The organism is Martinezella rhizogenes (assembly GCF_007002745.1).
GTDB classification, from domain to species: Bacteria; Pseudomonadota; Alphaproteobacteria; order Rhizobiales; family Rhizobiaceae; genus Agrobacterium; species Agrobacterium cucumeris.
Genome location: NZ_SGNY01000001.1, coordinates 311,709 through 326,397 on the forward strand (window position 1 = coordinate 311,709; position 14,689 = coordinate 326,397).

The window sequence follows — 14,689 nt, forward strand, 5'->3', positions numbered from 1 at the left end:
CTTGGATATTTGGGTGGAATGGTTTAATCCAGTTAAATAAACTCAATCCAGATAAGTCTGGCTAATGCGCTACACGTTATTCAACGGACAGATCTCATGAGCGGTCTTCTCACCTCCATCCTCATTCCTGTGCTCGTCACAGGAATCCAGCCGACGTGCGTCTGCACGGCGAGGGAGCCCTTCCAGCCCAACGGCTTGGGGTGGCTGGATTCCCGTGACAAACACAGGAATGAGGGCGGGGATGACCAGCGCCGATGGTTGAAGTCCTCATATGCGCTGTGTCAAAATCAGCCTTCACATCGAGTATCGTAATGCTCGATTACCCTTCCATGCGCGCCGTGGCGCTCGTTGCCCAGACCGGCAGTTTCGAAAAGGCGGCGCAGGTGCTGTGTGTGACGCCTTCGGCCGTCTCGCAGCGCATCAAACAGCTGGAGGAGCGGCTGGGCGTGGTGCTGATCGTGCGTGGCAACCCTTGCGTGGCGACGGAAAAGGGCGAGTGGCTCTGCCGTCATATGGACCATGTCGGCATGCTGGAAAGTGAATTGTTCCGCCAGCTGCCGGCATTGGCGGAAGCGGGATCGGGGCAGGAGCGCGTGACGCTCAACATCGCCACCAATGCCGATAGCCTCGGCACCTGGTTTCTGGATGCGGTTTCGAAATTCACCGGCAGCAACGATTATCTCGTCAATATCGCGGTGGATGATCAGGATCACACGGTGGAATGGCTGCGCGGGGGCAGGGTGCTTGCCGCCGTCACCGCCCATGCCAAGCCCGTGCAGGGTTGCCGCGTCACACCCCTCGGTGTGCTCAGATACCACGCGACCGCCAGCCCGGATTTCATGACCCGCCATTTCGCCGATGGCGTCACGCCCGCAGCCCTTGCCCGCGCCCCGGGCCTGACCTTCAACCAGAAGGACAGGCTGCAGGCGAGCTGGATCAGGCAGGCGCTGGGAGAAGACGTCTCCTATCCCACCCACTGGCTGCCCTCTACCGATGGTTTCGTGAAGGCAAGCCTTGCGGGCATGGGCTGGGGGCTTAATCCGGTGCAACTGGTGGCGGAGCATTTGAGGGGAGGCCGGCTCGTGGAGGTCGTTCCCGGCACGCCGCTCGATATTCCGCTTTACTGGCAGGTCAATCGTCTGGCCGCCGACCGTTTGGGCGCGCTGACATCGCATATGGTGGAGACGGCGAGGGCGGGGTTGTTGCGGTGAGCTGCGGTGTGGAAAAACGGTAACGACGGAGTACGAGGCTCACCCCCCTCTGCCCTGCCGGGCATCTCCCCCTCAAGGGGAGAGATCGATCTGCGGCAAGGTTCCGCCCATCTCAACGTTTGAGAATGAACTGGCGGTAGCGCCTCCTGCTGATCTCCCTCCTTGTGGGGGAGATGTCCGGCAGGACAGAGGGGGGTAAGCCACACACTCCAACAGAAATCTTCAGGCAATGCGCCAGACGTCACCGCCGCGTCGCATCCTCCGCGCCTTCCCGCAGCGACGCATCCGCCACCTTCTGCGTCGTCACGCTCAGGGCCGAAGCATCCTTCATCTTCTTGGCGATGGAGCGGATGACGCGTGTCGCCTCAGCCGAGAGTGAGCGCGGGCGGGTCAGCGCCGGCATGGCCGGTGTGCTGGCGGATGCGGATGCGACTTCTGCCGAGGGTTGCGGGCGCGCGCCCGTCGGCAGCGGATTCTGGATGCCGGGGATCGGGCGCAGTTCCATGCCCTGATGGGCGTAGTCCATCAGCCGCTTGTAGGTCATGGCGGGAAGCGCGCCGCCGGTCATGTTGTTCATCGGCGTGAACTCGTCATTGCCGAACCAGACGGCGGTCGTATAGTTGCCGGTAAAGCCCACATACCAGGCGTCGCGATAGGCCTGCGACGTGCCGGTCTTGCCGCCGGAGACGATGCCGTTATCCAGCGCGCCGCGCCGGGCCGTGCCCATCACCGGAATGGTCACCAGCATCTGGTTCATCTTCGAATTGGCGTCTTCGGAAAGCACCCGCTTGGCGGGCGGCTCGTCATGGCTGAAATCGTAGAGAACGTTGCCCTCGTAATCCATCACCTGCTCGATGCCGTGGCGGCGCGACTGCATGCCATCGGCCGGGAACACGGCATAGGCGGTGGCCTGATCGAGAACGGTGACTTCCGAAGTGCCGAGCGGAATGGTCTTGTCGCTGCGCAGTGGCGTGGCCACGCCCATGGCCTTGGCGGTATCGACAATCACCTGCGTGCCGAGCACATCCTTGGCGAGCCGCACAGGCACGGTATTGTAGGATTTGGCGAGCGCCATCTGCAGCGTCACCTTGCCGGCATAAGAACGGCCGTAATTCTGCGGCGACCAGCCGCGCCATGTCACCGGTGCGTCAGAAATCAGCGTTTCCGGCTTCATGCCCTTTTCCATGGCGGCCGAGTAGGTATAGACCTTGAAGGAGGAGCCCGGCTGGCGAAGGGCTGCGGTGGCGCGGTTGAACTGGCTTTCGCCATAGTCACGGCCGCCGACCATGGCGCGCACACCGCCGCCGTTTTCAATCATCACCATTGCGCCCTGCTTGACGCGGTAACCCTCGCCATATTCACGCAGCTCCATTTCCATCGCCTGTTCAGCCGCCTGCTGCAGGCCGGTATCGATGGTGGTGCGCACGACGACGGTGTGGTCCTTGAACTTGCCTTCGGCGGCCAGCCGCTGCACCTCGTCAAAGGCCCAGTCGAGGAAATAATCCGGCGCCTTCACATCGGCGCGGTCGATGACGGTGGCCGGGTTGCGCCGCGCGCCGATCACCTGGCCCTCGGTCATCAGCCCGCTCTGCACCAGGTTGGAAAGCACGGTATTGGCGCGGGCGCGCGCCGCCGGCAGGTTGACATGCGGCGCATATTTGGCCGGCGCCTTGAACAGACCGGCCAGAATGGCGGATTCCGAAAGCGTCACGTCGGTCAGGTTCTTGCCGAAATAAAACTGCGCCGCCGCAGCAGCACCAAAGGTGCCGCCGCCCATATAGGCGCGGTCGAGATAAAGGCTGAGGATTTCCTTCTTCGACATGTTGCTCTCAAGCCAGAGCGCGAGGAAGGCTTCCTTGATCTTGCGCTCCAGCGAGCGCTCATTGGTGAGAAACAGGTTCTTGGCGAGCTGCTGCGTCAGCGTCGAGCCGCCCTGCACCACACCGCCGGCGCGGGCATTTTCGCTCATGGCGCGGGCAAGGCCGATGAAGTCGATGCCGAAATGATCGAAGAAACGCCGGTCTTCGGTCGCCAGAACCGCCTTGATGAAATGGTCAGGCATCTGGTCGATCGGCACGCTGTCTTCGTGGATGATGCCGCGATGGCCAATGGTGTTGCCGTAACGGTCAAGGAAGGTGACGGCGAAATCGCCGCGATAACGCCAGTCCTTCTTGGTCTCTTCGAAAGCAGGCATGGCCAGCGCCAGAAGCACGACTGCACCTGCCGTTCCGAAGGTCAGCGCATCACAGGTCAGGTTGACGACAAGTTTCTTCCAGCCGCGCACATGCAATTTGCGCGAGGCGATGGTGACGTCTTCCCAGAAATCCACCAGCCGTGCCGCAGCCGTCCACAGGCCGCTATCGATGAAGCTATCGATCCGGAGCAGGATATGCCGCTTTTTGCGGCCGTTTTTATCGTCTTTTTCTTCCTGCACCTGGCGATGTTTTCCTGTTCAACGCAACGCGGCCCGTCGATATGCCTGCCCGATATTCCCGCTCCAACCCATTCCCGACGCAAAAGCGTGGCATGGTTATGTCGGAATTGCTTGACGTGGCGACTTCTTGCGGGCCAATGACCCTCAGCCGCCGCCAATATGCTAAAATATCGTACAAACCAGCCCTTGGCGATACGATATAAAGGATTAGGGACCGGTTAAACACTCCCGTCCAAGAGATCAAAATGAAACGGAAATGTTAACGATGAATGACGCGCCGTTCTGGAAAACCAAATCGCTCACCGAGATGACCGGCGAGGAATGGGAAAGCCTGTGCGACGGCTGCGGCCTGTGCTGTCTCAACAAGCTGGAAGACTGGGACACCGGCGAAGTGGTGTTCACCTCGGTACGCTGTGTGCTGCTTGACGGTGAAAGCTGTCGATGCTCCGATTACGAAAACCGCCGCGCCACCGTGCCGGACTGTATCCAGCTTGACCTGAAGAAGGTGCATGAGATCGGCTGGCTGCCGCCCACCTGCGCCTATGCGCTGGTGCGTGATGGCAAGGATCTGTACTGGTGGCACTATCTCGTCTCCGGCGATACGGACACGGTGCATCAGGCCGGTATTTCGGCACGCGGCAGAACCGTCAGCGAGGCCGATGTGGATGTTGACGACTTCGAGGATTATGTGGTCGATTGGCCCCTGACAGTGGGTGAGAGGGCAGGCGAAAAGGAACGGACTTGACGGAAAGTGTGATTTTTCGTCTTGGTCCTATTCCTGCCCCATCAGTCACCTAAGGCATATCGCCCGAAAGTGTTTTGCGGTTTCGGGAAAACGATACGCCTCAAACAATGACCGCTCTCACCATTCAGGCAAATGATCCGCAAAATGCGGACGAGGGACATCAAAACGCATGCGCTACCGGCTGCCCGCCATCGTTCTTTCGTGCCTTGCCCTTCCGGGCTTCCTGCCGCTTTCCGCTTCTGCCCAGCAACAGCCGCAGGCGTTTGAATGCACGCTGGTCACCTCCATCGAGACGGGGGCGGTCATCAACCAGCAGGGCGCCTGCGACCAGCGCGTGGCCCCGGCCTCCACCTTCAAGGTGCCGCTGGCGCTGATCGGCTACGATGCCGGCATCCTTCAGGATGAGAAGTCGCCCGCCTGGGACTGGAAACCCGGCACGGAGGCCCGCGCTTCGGACCGCAAGACGGTTGATCCCACGATATGGGAGCAGGATTCGGTGCTGTGGTACTCGCGCGAAGTCACCCGCCGTCTCGGCCCGGAAAAATTTGCCGCTTATGTGAAGCGTCTCGGTTACGGAAATGCCGATGTTTCCGGTGAACCGGGCAAGAATAACGGGCTGACCCATTCCTGGCTCGGTTCATCGCTGACCATCTCACCGGTGGAGCAGGTCGGCTTCATCCGCCGTCTGCTGGCCGGCAACCTGCCTTTTTCCCGCGATGCGCAGGCAAAGACCCGGGCGATCGTGCCAACGTTCGATGCGCCGGAAAGCTGGGCAGTGCACGGCAAGACCGGCACCGGCTATATGCGTGATGAAAAGGGCAATCCCGACCGTAACCGTCCTTTCGGCTGGTTCGTCGGCTGGGCGGAGCGGGAAGGCCAGCACATCGTTTTCGCAAGGCTGCGCGTTTCCGACAAACCATCCAACGAACCGCTCGGCCCCGCCGTACGCGACGCCTTTTTGCGCGATATTCCGCGGCTGGCGGTGCACCGGTAGAAGGATCGTCCGGCTTGGATTGCGCCTTTATCTGAAAAGTTCAGCGTGCGTTCCGGCGCGCGTGAATACGACGAGATTCTGCTTCTCATCGAGGATGTAGATCAACAGAAAGTCGCCGCCGACATGGCATTCGCGATGATCGCGCCATTCTCCGGTCAATTCATGGTCACGAAACTCTGCCGGTAACGGCCCCTCATTGGCGACGAGGAGAAGCATGATCTTCTTCAGTTTCTCCATATCGTAGCGCCCGGAATTGTTCAGACGCTGCCAGTCTTTAAGAAATTGCCGGGTGAAATCTGAACTGCGCGGCAACGTCGCACGTTTTGACGCGGCCGGTTTTTCACGGCGTTTGCCGTCTGTCACCGCTTGTCGCCGTCAAGGGCGTCAAGCATAGCTTCCGCTGTTTCGAAGCGGGAACGCCTCGCCGCCGCGATAGCACGTGCTTCTTCGATGGCGGCAAGCGTTTCGGCATTGGGTCGCGTCAGTTCGATGGGCAGGGCTTTTTCGCGGGCAATCCGCGTCAGCATCATGCGCATGACATCGGAAACGGTCAGGCCCAGACTGTCAAGCACGGCGGTCGCATCGTCCTTGATCGCCTGATCGATACGCGCTCTGACATAAGCATTTGCGGTCATGCTCGACCTCCTTTTGATAATGTTGTATGTAGCTCAAATGAGCATCATTTTCAATATTCGATGCACAGGTAACGGAATGCCTTGAATCCGGGAAAGGACATCAGGAAATGTCGAACGCCTCCCGCGATGTCATCGGGCTCTATACCGAACACGGCGCTGATTTCGACAGGGAGCGCGGCCGGTCCCTTGCCGAAAAACCATGGCTGGACAGGTTCGCCTCGCTTTTGCCCGGCGGCGGTTCCATTCTCGATATCGGCTGCGGTTCCGGCGAACCGATTGCCGGCTATTTCATCGCCAATGGCTATGACGTCACGGGCATCGACGCGTCCCCGCCGCTGATCGAACTTTGCCGCAGCCGGTTTCCGGAAAATCTCTGGGCAATTGCCGACATGCGCGAGCTGGCTCTCGGTCGCCGTTTTGACGGCTTGATCGCCTGGCACAGTTTTTTCCACCTGAAGCCCGAAGATCAACGCCTGATGTTCGGCATTTTCCGCCAGCACGCCAATGACGGTGCGGCCTTGATGTTCACGGCCGGGCCGGGCCATGGCGAAGCGATCGGCACTTTTCAGGGCAAGCCGCTTTATCATGCCAGCCTTGCACGCGAAGATTATGAGAGCCTGCTCGCCGCACACGGGTTTCGGCTTCTCGATCACACCGTCAATGACCCGCAATGCGGTGGGGCAACGGTTTATCTCGCCAGACGCGTGGCGGCCTGAGAGGCGAACGCGCGGTTACCGGACACAAAGGTAAACGACGGAAATCCCTGCTTTTATGGCTGGTGCCAGTGCTCACGATTGTGTGTTCAACAAAAACCTTGCCCACACCTTGACCTTCCCATCATGGAAAGCCCTACATAGGGTCTCGAAAGGGGATTTCCCATGAACGAGACAGTCAGACACGCCCATTCGAACCAACCCGTTTCCATTCCCGTGGAAGGCATGACCTGCGCGTCATGCGTGCGGCGGGTGGAAACGGCCGCGGCCAAGGTGCCGGGCGTTGCATCAAGCTCGGTGAACTTCGCCACGAAGAAGCTCACCGTCGAGCCCGCCGAGGGCTTTTCTGCCAGGACGCTCGGTGCCGCCATCAAGAAGGTCGGTTACAATATCGCACCGGACCGGCATGAATTTGCCGTCGAAGGCCTGCGCAATGACGCGGATGCCGGACGGTTGAAAATCATTCTGGACGCCGTCGCCACTACCGTCGACGTGAAAGTGGACGCTGCCGCCGGTAAGGTGACGGTGGAAACCATCGGTGGCCGGCGTGAGCGGGATGCGCTGGTGGAAACGGCAAAGCTCGCCGGCTTTGCCTTGACGACGCGCAAGCCGCACGATCATTCCGCCCATCAAGACCCCAACCAGCACCAAAGCCAACACCATGGACATCATCAGGGCCACAGCCAGATGGCGACGGCCGGCGAAAGCGGCGGCCATGACCATATGCAGCATGCAGGCGAAGAGGGCGCGCTGAAACGCGACCTGACGATTGCCGCGATCCTGACCGCACCGCTTTTCGTGCTGGAAATGGGCGGCCATCTCTATGAGCCGATGCATCACTGGCTGATGGGCATCATCGATACGCAGAACCTCTATTACATCTATTTCGTGCTGGCGACGGCGGTGATCTTCGGGCCGGGCCTGCGCTTTCTCAAGACCGGTTTTCCGGCGCTTTTGCGCGGCGCGCCGGAAATGAACTCGCTGGTGGCGCTGGGTGTCACGGCGGCCTATCTCTATTCCGTGGTGGCGACCTTCGCGCCCGATCTGCTGCCGGCAGAGGCGCAATTCGTCTACTACGAGGCGGCCACCGTTATCGTGACGCTGATCCTCACCGGACGGCTTCTCGAAGCCCGCGCCAGCGGCCGTACGGGAGACGCCATCCGCAAGCTGATGAGCCTGCAGGCAAAGACCGCCCGGGTGGAGCGCGACGGTGCGACCATCGATATTTCCCCTGACGATCTGGTGACGGGCGATATCGTCGTCATCCGTCCCGGCGAAAGGCTGGCGGTGGATGGCGAAGTCGTCGAAGGCTCGTCCTATGTCGATGAGTCCATGATTTCCGGCGAACCCGTGCCGGTGGAAAAGACGGTCGGCGCAGCGGTCGTCGGCGGCACCATCAACAAGACCGGCGCCTTCAAGTTCAGGGCAACCAAGGTCGGCGCGGATACCATGCTGTCGCAGATCATCCGCATGGTGGAGGAGGCGCAAGGCTCCAAGCTGCCGATCCAGCTGCTGGTCGACCGCGTCACCGCACTGTTCGTGCCCGTTGTCATCGCGATTGCCGTGCTGACCTTCATCGTCTGGGCGATCTTCGGTCCTGAGCCTGCCTATACTTTCGCGCTGGTCAATGCGGTCGCGGTGCTCATCATTGCCTGCCCCTGCGCCATGGGTCTCGCCACGCCGACCTCGATCATGGTCGGTACCGGCCGGGCGGCGGAACTTGGTGTGCTGTTCCGCAAGGGACAGGCGTTGCAGGAACTGCGCTCGGCGCAGATCGTCGTGGTCGACAAGACCGGCACTGTGACCAAGGGCCGCCCGGAACTGACCGATCTGGTGGTTGCGGAAGGGTTTGCCGATAACGAAGTGCTGGCGCTGGTCGCCGCCGTCGAAGGCCGTTCGGAACATCCGATTGCCGAAGCCATCGTCCGGGCTGCGGAAGAAAAGAAGGTTGCGACCCCTGCAGGACTCGAACCTGCGACCGTCGAGAACTTCGAAAGCGTGACGGGTTATGGCATCGCCGCCACCGTCAATGGCCGCAGGGTCGAAGTCGGCGCAGATCGGTTCATGGCCAAACTCGGCCATTCCGTGGAGATTTTCGCTGAAGCCGCCGCAAGGCTGGGTGACGAGGGCAAGACGCCGCTTTATGCCGCCATCGACGGCAGGCTGGCGGCTGCGATTGCCGTCGCCGATCCGCTGAAACCCTCGAGCGTCACCGCCATCCGGGCGCTGCAGGCGATGGGTATCGAAGTGGCGATGGTGACGGGCGACAATGAACGCACGGCCAACGCCATCGCCCGGCAGGTCGGCATCTCCCGCGTGGTGGCGGAAGTGCTGCCCGAAGGCAAGGTGAAGGCGATCCATGAAATGCGCGCCGGCGGCAAGGTGCTGGCCTTCGTGGGTGACGGCATCAATGACGCGCCGGCTCTGGCCGAGGCCGATATCGGTATCGCTGTTGGCACCGGCACGGATGTCGCCATCGAAAGCGCCGATGTGGTGCTGGTCGGCGGTGATCTTCTCGGCGCGGTCAATGCCATCGAGATGAGCCGGGCGACCATGCGCAACATCAAGGAAAACCTGTTCTGGGCCTTTGGTTATAACGTGGCGCTGATACCGGTTGCGGCGGGCGTGCTTTATCCCGCCTTCGGCATCACGCTATCGCCGATGATCGGCGCGGGTGCCATGGCGCTGTCCAGCGTCTTTGTTCTCGCCAATGCACTGCGGTTGAAACGGGCGAAGGTCGCTCACAGGGAGGTGACATCGTGAATATCGGCCAGGCATCGGAAGCATCGGGCGTTTCCGCCAAGATGATCCGTTATTACGAGCAGATCGGCCTCATAACCCCCGCCGCCCGCACCGGCAATAATTACCGGGTTTATGGCGACCAGGACGTGCACAATCTGCGCTTCATCAAGCGGGCGCGCACGCTCGGTTTCTCGCTGGAAGAAACCGAGACGCTGCTGAAACTCTGGCAGGACAAGAGCCGCGAGAGTTCGGCGGTGAAGGAGATCGCGCTCGTCCATATCGCCGATCTTGAGCAGAAGATCGCCGAGATGAAGAGCATGGTGAAGACGCTGTCGCATCTCGCCCATTGCTGCGGCGGCGATAACCGGCCCGATTGCCCCATCCTCGATGATCTCGCCGGCGCTGAAAAGAGTGTCGGCGAGCCCGCAAGAACCCACTGAACTGCAATGACAGCCGGCACGACCATATCGCTACCGGTCAAAAGGAGAAAAACCATGACTGCGACCACCTTCCTCGTGTCAGACATGACCTGCGGCCATTGTGAAAAGACCCTGCGCGGCGCTCTCGCCGACGTGCTGCCCGACGCGCCGTCAGCATCGATCTCGCCACCCACAAACTCACGGTGACGGGCGACGCCGCAACGGCGGAAGCGGCGATCCGCGATGCCGGTTATTCGCCGGAGCGGGTGGGCTGAAAGGCGGCTTCCGTTTGCGCAAAGGTGAAAATGTGCTACATATGTTGCACAAAATTGGAGTGCGAACAGATGACGGTGACCACAAAAATAAGACGGCAGGGCGGGGCTGCGGTGATGACTATCCCGCCCGCTCTTTTGAAGATGCTTGGGCTGGAGATCGGCGAGCAACTGACGCTCGCCGTCGACAATGGCACTTTGGTCGCCAGCCCGGTTCGACCGGAAAAGAAGCGCTTCACGCTCGCTGAGTTGTTGGAGGGTGCTGATGAAATCGCCGCGCTGAATGCCAGGGAACGGCAGTGGGATGAAGCGCTGCCGGTTGGCAAAGAGGCGCTTTGATGGTTCGCAGCCAGATCCCGAAACGCGGCGACGTCTATCTGGTCGATCTGAACCCGGTTATCGGTAGTGAAATCAAGGACGAACACCACTGCGTCGTCATCACGCCGAGAGAGATCAATGCGGTCGGCCTATGTCTCGTCGTTCCCGTGACCACCGGCGGGATGTTCACGCGCAAAGCAGGGCTTGCCGTGAACATATCCGGCCACAGAACGACTGGTGTCGCACTTTGCAATCAGGTGAGAAGCATGGACATCGTCGCCCGTGTTGCCCAGAAGAAAGCGAAATATCTTGAAACTCTTGATGATGCGACGATCGACGAAATCGCCGGACGTATCATCAGCATGATCGATCCTGCCTGAGTCCCGCCAATGCGAGTTCCTAAACCTCGTCGAAAGCCCCGCCTTCCCGAGAGGGGTTGCGGTTGATCACCCGTTCTTCCGCATCGTCGGGAAGGGCCTCGTCGCTTTCCTGATAGGGATCATCCTCGCTCTCGGCCTCTTCCTCCTCGATTTCCTGTTCGATGGATTGCGGAATTTCTCCCTTGGCCGGAAGGGCGTCGATATCGAGATCGAGCAGATCCTCGTCCATGGCGTCTTCATTGAGCGGCATGATTTTCTTGCGGTCCATGACGATATCCTTTCTATCGGTTCTTCAGCAAACGGCCGGGCGCGCGCGGGGTTCCTGCCGCCCGCCAATTCCTTCAAAGCAAATTGCGTGAAAAGCTGTCTTGACCTCAATGGTGCTTGAGGTTCTAGTTTGCCCGCCGTATCGCAAAAATGGAAAGGATACGGCTTTGACGAGTATGGAAATGACGGAGAAAAACGGCTGGGGCGAATTACTGAGCGGAGCGAACCTCTCGCTTCTGACCGTCATTTCCTCCGGTATCGGCCTGCATGCCTTCAACCAGTTCGCGGTGGTGACGGCCTTGCCCGTCGCCGTCAACGAAATTGGCGGGGCTGCCTATTACAGCTGGGCCTATAGTCTCTATTTCGTTGGTTCCGTGGCTGGTGGTGTTACCGCCGTGCTGTTTCGGGAGCGTTTTGGCGCCCGCGCCGTTTTGCTTCTGTGCTGCCTGATCTTTTCTTTCGGTTCGATTCTCTCCGCAATCGCCGGGGATTTCTTATGGGTGGTCGTCGGCCGGGCGTTGCAGGGGCTGGCCGACGGGCTGATCGTGGCGGTGTGCTACAGCCTCATACCCGCCGGTTTCCGCTCCGGCCTGTTGCCGAAGGTCTTTGCCATCGAGGCGGCGATCTGGGCGGTTGCTTCCTTCATCGGCCCGCTGACCGGCGGTTTCGCTACCGAACACCTGTCCTGGCGCGCCACCTTCCTGCTGTCGGCGCCGCTGATCGTGCTGCTGCTGGCCTACACGACCGTCGCCGTTTCCGCCGAGCGTCCGGTGGCGGCGACGCGCAAACCATTTGTGCCGCTGGTTCTGTGTCTCGTTGGCGCACTTGCCTTTTCCGCGCCTTCCGCCTTCGAGGATGCGAGCCTGCGGGCAATCTCGCTGCTGGCAGGTGCCGCGCTGTTATGGGCCTCGCTGCGGGTGGGCATCCGGCCTTCTTCCGGCCTGTTCCCGAAGGATTCCTTCCGGTTGAAAACGGTGCTGGGCAGCGGTTTCTGGGTATTGTTCCTGATGTCCTATGCCCATGCGCTGGGCAGTGTCTATCTCGCTTATGTCGCCATCAATCTGTGGCACTATGAGCCAACTTTTGCCGGTTTCATCGTGGTGACGATGCCGCTTGCCTGGAGCTTCGTGGCGATGCTGATCGGCAGTCTGCGCTCGATCCGCCTGAGGGAAATTTGCCTGCATTATGGCCCTTACCAGATGGTACCGGGCTGCGCCCTGCTGGGGCTGGGGCTTGCAAGCGGAAACTGGGGCGAAATGCTGCTCGGGCAAATCCTGATCGGGTCTGCCTTCGGCATGTCATGGGCCGGCATCAGCCAGGCCGCCATGGAGGCAGCCCCGGAGGAAGAGCGCAAGATGACGGGTGCATTGCTTCCCACGGTCGCGACGCTGGGGGCGGCGGCCGGTGCGGGTGCGAGCGGCACCGTCGCTGCCGCCACCGATCTCGTTGCGCAGATCGAGCGGGCGGATGTGACGATGCCGATGGCCTATCTTTACGGGCTGGGTGCCGCCGTCTCACTCATTGCGCTCCTTACCGCCCGCGGGCTGCGAAGCGCACGCGGCTGAGCACAGGTTTCCGGCCAAGGCGAGAGGTCAGGACTGCGTGGCGGCGATGGTGATCGCCGCCAGATAAACGACGAAGGACATGATGGCGATCGCGCCGATAATGACGACGATGCCTTTGCCGGCACGTTTTTTCTCCGCCTTGTTTTCATTGGCTTCGGTCGGAAACAGAATGGGGTCGCTGGTATCGCGGATTTTGGTCATGCCGTTTCTCCTTTTGGCGAACTGGTCGGCTGTTGCTGGTCTATCAACCGCCATATCCGCCAAAAGGTTCCTCAGGGTTTGAGCGCCCAGCTGGTCGCGTGCACCACCGCACCGGCAGCCGCCTTCAGCAGCGCCGAACGCACGGGTTCGAAACCCTCGATGCGTTTTGTGCCCACATATCGGCCGCGATTGGCGAAGACTTCGATGGAGCCATAATCCAGGAAAATACGGATACGGGAGGCCCGTGCGCCCTTGGCGATATAATGCGGCGAGGGGCCATCGCGCCCGTCTTCATGACGAATCCAGAGGCCGGTTTCATCGGAAACGAGACCGAGCGTGACCGTCGGATGCTCGAGCGCCAGCTCGAATGGCGCGCCAGCCTCGGCAAGCTCTATCAGAATTTCCACCGCGCCGTTGATGAAGGTCACACGTTCGCCGGCGGCAAGGCGCGTGCGGTCGAGAATATGGCTGCGCAGGCTTTCCGCAGCACCGATGGGCGGGGTCAGAAGCTCGCCGTTGACGTAATGAATCCGGCGCGGCAACGTCATGGAGGTGGGGAAATCGATCTCGGGGCTGGCATCCGCCCAATTGGCGAGCCAGCCGATGCCGATGATGCTGTCGCCATCCAGAAACGCCTGAAAGGCGTAATTATCGGTGCCGAAATCCAGTTCCTGACCCGATTCCTTGGTGAAGGCCTTGCCGTCGAACCAGCCGACATCGGCCATGGTGAGGTTCTTGCGGCCGGTTTCCGGGTCTTCCGAATGCATCAGCCCATAAATCAGCACCCAGCGGGTGGAGCGGGCATTGGCCGGACCGTCCAGCGGCAAGAGGCAGGGGCATTCGATCGCTGTGGTCTTGTAGCGCGTTTCCACCCACAGCTTGCCGACATAGGTCCAGCCGGATGCGGCGGTGGGGTCCAGCGTCTCGTAAAGCAGAATGACGCCACCGCCTTCGCTCTGGCTGCCAAGCAGCATTTTCCACAATCCATCGGGACCACGAAAGACGTAAGGATCGCGGAAATCCGGCGTCAGCCCCTGTCCGTCCGGGCGTTGTGCGAGAACGACCTCTGCCTGCCCGGCCATGATGAGATCGGCGGAGGTGGCGGTCAGCTGGATCTGCTGTTCGGGAATGCGGTCCTGCACCTGTTCGGTGAAGAAGACGCGGATGCCGGTGCCTTCGACCAGCGGAATGGTGGAGCCGGAATAAGCCCCGCCGCGCTTGTCCGGCCGCGTCGTCAGGTCTTCGGATGGAAACAGGAAGATCGGCAGATGCCGCCAGCGCAGATAATCCGAAGAGACCGCATGGCCCCAATGCATCGTGTTCCAGCGCAGCCCGTGCGAATAATGCTGATAGAAAAGATGCGGCCGGCCTTCGAAACGGCCAAAGCCATTAGGATCGTTCATCCAGCCGAAGGGCGGGCGGAAGTGATAGCTATCGGGCAGCTCGGGAGCGGCATTGTCGGGCTTGGTATGAACGACGGTGATGCCGGTCTCGAGCACATCGGAAGCGGTAAACCAGTAGATGACGGAAACGGCTGTCGTCACCGTATCGTAACTCAGTTCCACATGGCCGCCGCCGAACACCTGATAGATTCGAAAACCGAACTCTTCGGTATTGACGCTTGAAACTTCAGCGAATTTTCCATTCTGGTTGGAGAAGGAGACGGCGCCGGGTTCGGCGGTCTTTTTCGCCTTGAGCCAGACATGGAAGGTGGCGTTGACCGGCAGGTCGGTGTGGAGGGTGCGGATGGCGCTTTCCGGCTCGGCGTTTAAGGCTTCAACGACGGTCATTCC

Annotated in this window: 16 protein-coding genes; 10 read left to right on the top strand and 6 right to left on the bottom strand. The window is 60.7% G+C overall.

What is annotated here, in order from left to right:
• Window positions 1–311 precede the first annotated feature (311 nt).
• Window positions 312–1,211 (top strand): LysR family transcriptional regulator ArgP, encoded by a 900-nt coding sequence (locus EXN68_RS01585; protein ID WP_142839373.1) that lies wholly within the window; start codon window positions 312–314, stop codon window positions 1,209–1,211.
• 241 nt (window positions 1,212–1,452) lie between these two features.
• Here EXN68_RS01585 and EXN68_RS01590 read toward each other — a convergent pair whose 3' ends face one another.
• Window positions 1,453–3,645: a transglycosylase domain-containing protein gene (locus EXN68_RS01590; RefSeq protein ID WP_142839374.1), complete on the bottom strand. Its 2,193-nt coding sequence runs from the start codon at window positions 3,643–3,645 to the stop codon at window positions 1,453–1,455.
• A gap of 265 nt (window positions 3,646–3,910) precedes the next feature.
• On the opposite strand from EXN68_RS01590, the gene EXN68_RS01595 reads away from it, so the two are divergent.
• Together EXN68_RS01595 and blaOXA are read left to right on the top strand one after the other, a co-directional pair.
• Complete coding sequence (locus EXN68_RS01595) at window positions 3,911–4,390, top strand: YcgN family cysteine cluster protein (RefSeq protein WP_142839375.1); 480 nt, start codon at window positions 3,911–3,913, stop codon at window positions 4,388–4,390.
• A gap of 169 nt (window positions 4,391–4,559) precedes the next feature.
• Window positions 4,560–5,384 carry a class D beta-lactamase gene (gene blaOXA / locus EXN68_RS01600; RefSeq protein WP_142839376.1) on the top strand — a complete coding sequence of 275 codons (825 nt, stop codon included), beginning with the start codon at window positions 4,560–4,562 and terminating at the stop codon, window positions 5,382–5,384.
• 27 nt (window positions 5,385–5,411) lie between these two features.
• On the opposite strand, the gene EXN68_RS01605 is transcribed toward blaOXA, so the two are convergent.
• Together EXN68_RS01605 and EXN68_RS01610 are read right to left on the bottom strand one after the other, a co-directional pair.
• A complete protein-coding gene (locus tag EXN68_RS01605; protein ID WP_142839377.1) occupies window positions 5,412–5,747 on the bottom strand; it encodes a type II toxin-antitoxin system YafQ family toxin in 336 nt (111 codons plus the stop codon).
• Window positions 5,744–6,019, bottom strand: a complete 276-nt coding sequence (locus tag EXN68_RS01610) for a type II toxin-antitoxin system RelB/DinJ family antitoxin (protein ID WP_142839378.1) — start codon at window positions 6,017–6,019, stop codon at window positions 5,744–5,746. Before EXN68_RS01610 ends, EXN68_RS01605 begins: the two co-directional genes overlap by 4 nt.
• Window positions 6,020–6,126: 107 nt before the next feature.
• Here EXN68_RS01610 and EXN68_RS01615 point away from each other — a divergent pair, with 107 nt between their 5' ends.
• The 6 genes from EXN68_RS01615 to mazF all read left to right on the top strand — a co-directional run bounded on the left by EXN68_RS01615 (window position 6,127) and on the right by mazF (window position 10,863).
• On the top strand, window positions 6,127–6,735 hold the full coding sequence (locus EXN68_RS01615) for a class I SAM-dependent DNA methyltransferase (protein ID WP_142839379.1): 609 nt from the start codon (window positions 6,127–6,129) through the stop codon (window positions 6,733–6,735).
• A 162-nt stretch (window positions 6,736–6,897) separates the two neighbouring features.
• Complete coding sequence (locus EXN68_RS01620; RefSeq protein ID WP_161991155.1) at window positions 6,898–9,495, top strand: heavy metal translocating P-type ATPase; 2,598 nt, start codon at window positions 6,898–6,900, stop codon at window positions 9,493–9,495.
• On the top strand, window positions 9,492–9,914 hold the full coding sequence (gene cueR / locus EXN68_RS01625) for a Cu(I)-responsive transcriptional regulator (protein WP_142839380.1): 423 nt from the start codon (window positions 9,492–9,494) through the stop codon (window positions 9,912–9,914). The genes EXN68_RS01620 and cueR overlap by 4 nt, the downstream gene beginning before the upstream one ends.
• 54 nt (window positions 9,915–9,968) lie before the next feature.
• The gene (locus tag EXN68_RS01630) at window positions 9,969–10,100 is read left to right on the top strand and encodes a heavy-metal-associated domain-containing protein (protein ID WP_237681345.1); all 132 of its coding nucleotides are present in this window, start codon (window positions 9,969–9,971) and stop codon (window positions 10,098–10,100) included.
• Between the two features lie 137 nt (window positions 10,101–10,237).
• On the top strand, window positions 10,238–10,504 hold the full coding sequence (mazE, locus tag EXN68_RS01635) for a type II toxin-antitoxin system antitoxin MazE (protein ID WP_142839381.1): 267 nt from the start codon (window positions 10,238–10,240) through the stop codon (window positions 10,502–10,504).
• Entirely contained in the window at window positions 10,504–10,863 is a 360-nt protein-coding gene (gene mazF, locus EXN68_RS01640; RefSeq protein WP_142839382.1) for a type II toxin-antitoxin system toxin MazF, read from the top strand. Before mazE ends, mazF begins: the two co-directional genes overlap by 1 nt.
• A 19-nt stretch (window positions 10,864–10,882) precedes the next feature.
• On the opposite strand, the gene EXN68_RS01645 is transcribed toward mazF, so the two are convergent.
• A complete protein-coding gene (locus tag EXN68_RS01645; protein WP_142839383.1) occupies window positions 10,883–11,131 on the bottom strand; it encodes a hypothetical protein in 249 nt (82 codons plus the stop codon).
• A gap of 175 nt (window positions 11,132–11,306) precedes the next feature.
• Between EXN68_RS01645 and EXN68_RS01650 the strand changes: the two genes are divergently transcribed.
• On the top strand, window positions 11,307–12,695 hold the full coding sequence (locus EXN68_RS01650) for an MFS transporter (protein WP_193559500.1): 1,389 nt from the start codon (window positions 11,307–11,309) through the stop codon (window positions 12,693–12,695).
• A gap of 27 nt (window positions 12,696–12,722) precedes the next feature.
• On the opposite strand, the gene EXN68_RS27545 is transcribed toward EXN68_RS01650, so the two are convergent.
• On the bottom strand, window positions 12,723–12,896 hold the full coding sequence (locus EXN68_RS27545; RefSeq protein WP_142839384.1) for a hypothetical protein: 174 nt from the start codon (window positions 12,894–12,896) through the stop codon (window positions 12,723–12,725).
• A gap of 71 nt (window positions 12,897–12,967) precedes the next feature.
• Window positions 12,968–14,686, bottom strand: coding sequence for a glycoside hydrolase family 32 protein (locus EXN68_RS01660; protein WP_142839385.1), 1,719 nt, complete (start codon window positions 14,684–14,686; stop codon window positions 12,968–12,970).
• Window positions 14,687–14,689 lie beyond the last annotated feature (3 nt).

Excerpts from the sequence above, each read along its gene's own strand:
- EXN68_RS01585 (WP_142839373.1), top strand. The coding sequence starts at position 312 with ATGCTCGATTACCCTTCCATGCGCGCCGTGGCGCTCGTTGCCCAGACC.
- EXN68_RS01595 (WP_142839375.1), top strand. The coding sequence starts at position 3,911 with ATGAATGACGCGCCGTTCTGGAAAACCAAATCGCTCACCGAGATGACC.
- blaOXA (WP_142839376.1), top strand. The coding sequence starts at position 4,560 with ATGCGCTACCGGCTGCCCGCCATCGTTCTTTCGTGCCTTGCCCTTCCG.
- EXN68_RS01610 (WP_142839378.1), bottom strand. The coding sequence starts at position 6,019 with ATGACCGCAAATGCTTATGTCAGAGCGCGTATCGATCAGGCGATCAAG.
- EXN68_RS01615 (WP_142839379.1), top strand. The coding sequence starts at position 6,127 with ATGTCGAACGCCTCCCGCGATGTCATCGGGCTCTATACCGAACACGGC.
- EXN68_RS01620 (WP_161991155.1), top strand. The coding sequence starts at position 6,898 with ATGAACGAGACAGTCAGACACGCCCATTCGAACCAACCCGTTTCCATT.
- EXN68_RS01630 (WP_237681345.1), top strand. The coding sequence starts at position 9,969 with ATGACTGCGACCACCTTCCTCGTGTCAGACATGACCTGCGGCCATTGT.
- mazE (WP_142839381.1), top strand. The coding sequence starts at position 10,238 with ATGACGGTGACCACAAAAATAAGACGGCAGGGCGGGGCTGCGGTGATG.
- mazF (WP_142839382.1), top strand. The coding sequence starts at position 10,504 with ATGGTTCGCAGCCAGATCCCGAAACGCGGCGACGTCTATCTGGTCGAT.
- EXN68_RS01645 (WP_142839383.1), bottom strand. The coding sequence starts at position 11,131 with ATGGACCGCAAGAAAATCATGCCGCTCAATGAAGACGCCATGGACGAG.
- EXN68_RS01650 (WP_193559500.1), top strand. The coding sequence starts at position 11,307 with ATGGAAATGACGGAGAAAAACGGCTGGGGCGAATTACTGAGCGGAGCG.
- EXN68_RS27545 (WP_142839384.1), bottom strand. The coding sequence starts at position 12,896 with ATGACCAAAATCCGCGATACCAGCGACCCCATTCTGTTTCCGACCGAA.
- EXN68_RS01660 (WP_142839385.1), bottom strand. The coding sequence starts at position 14,686 with ATGACCGTCGTTGAAGCCTTAAACGCCGAGCCGGAAAGCGCCATCCGC.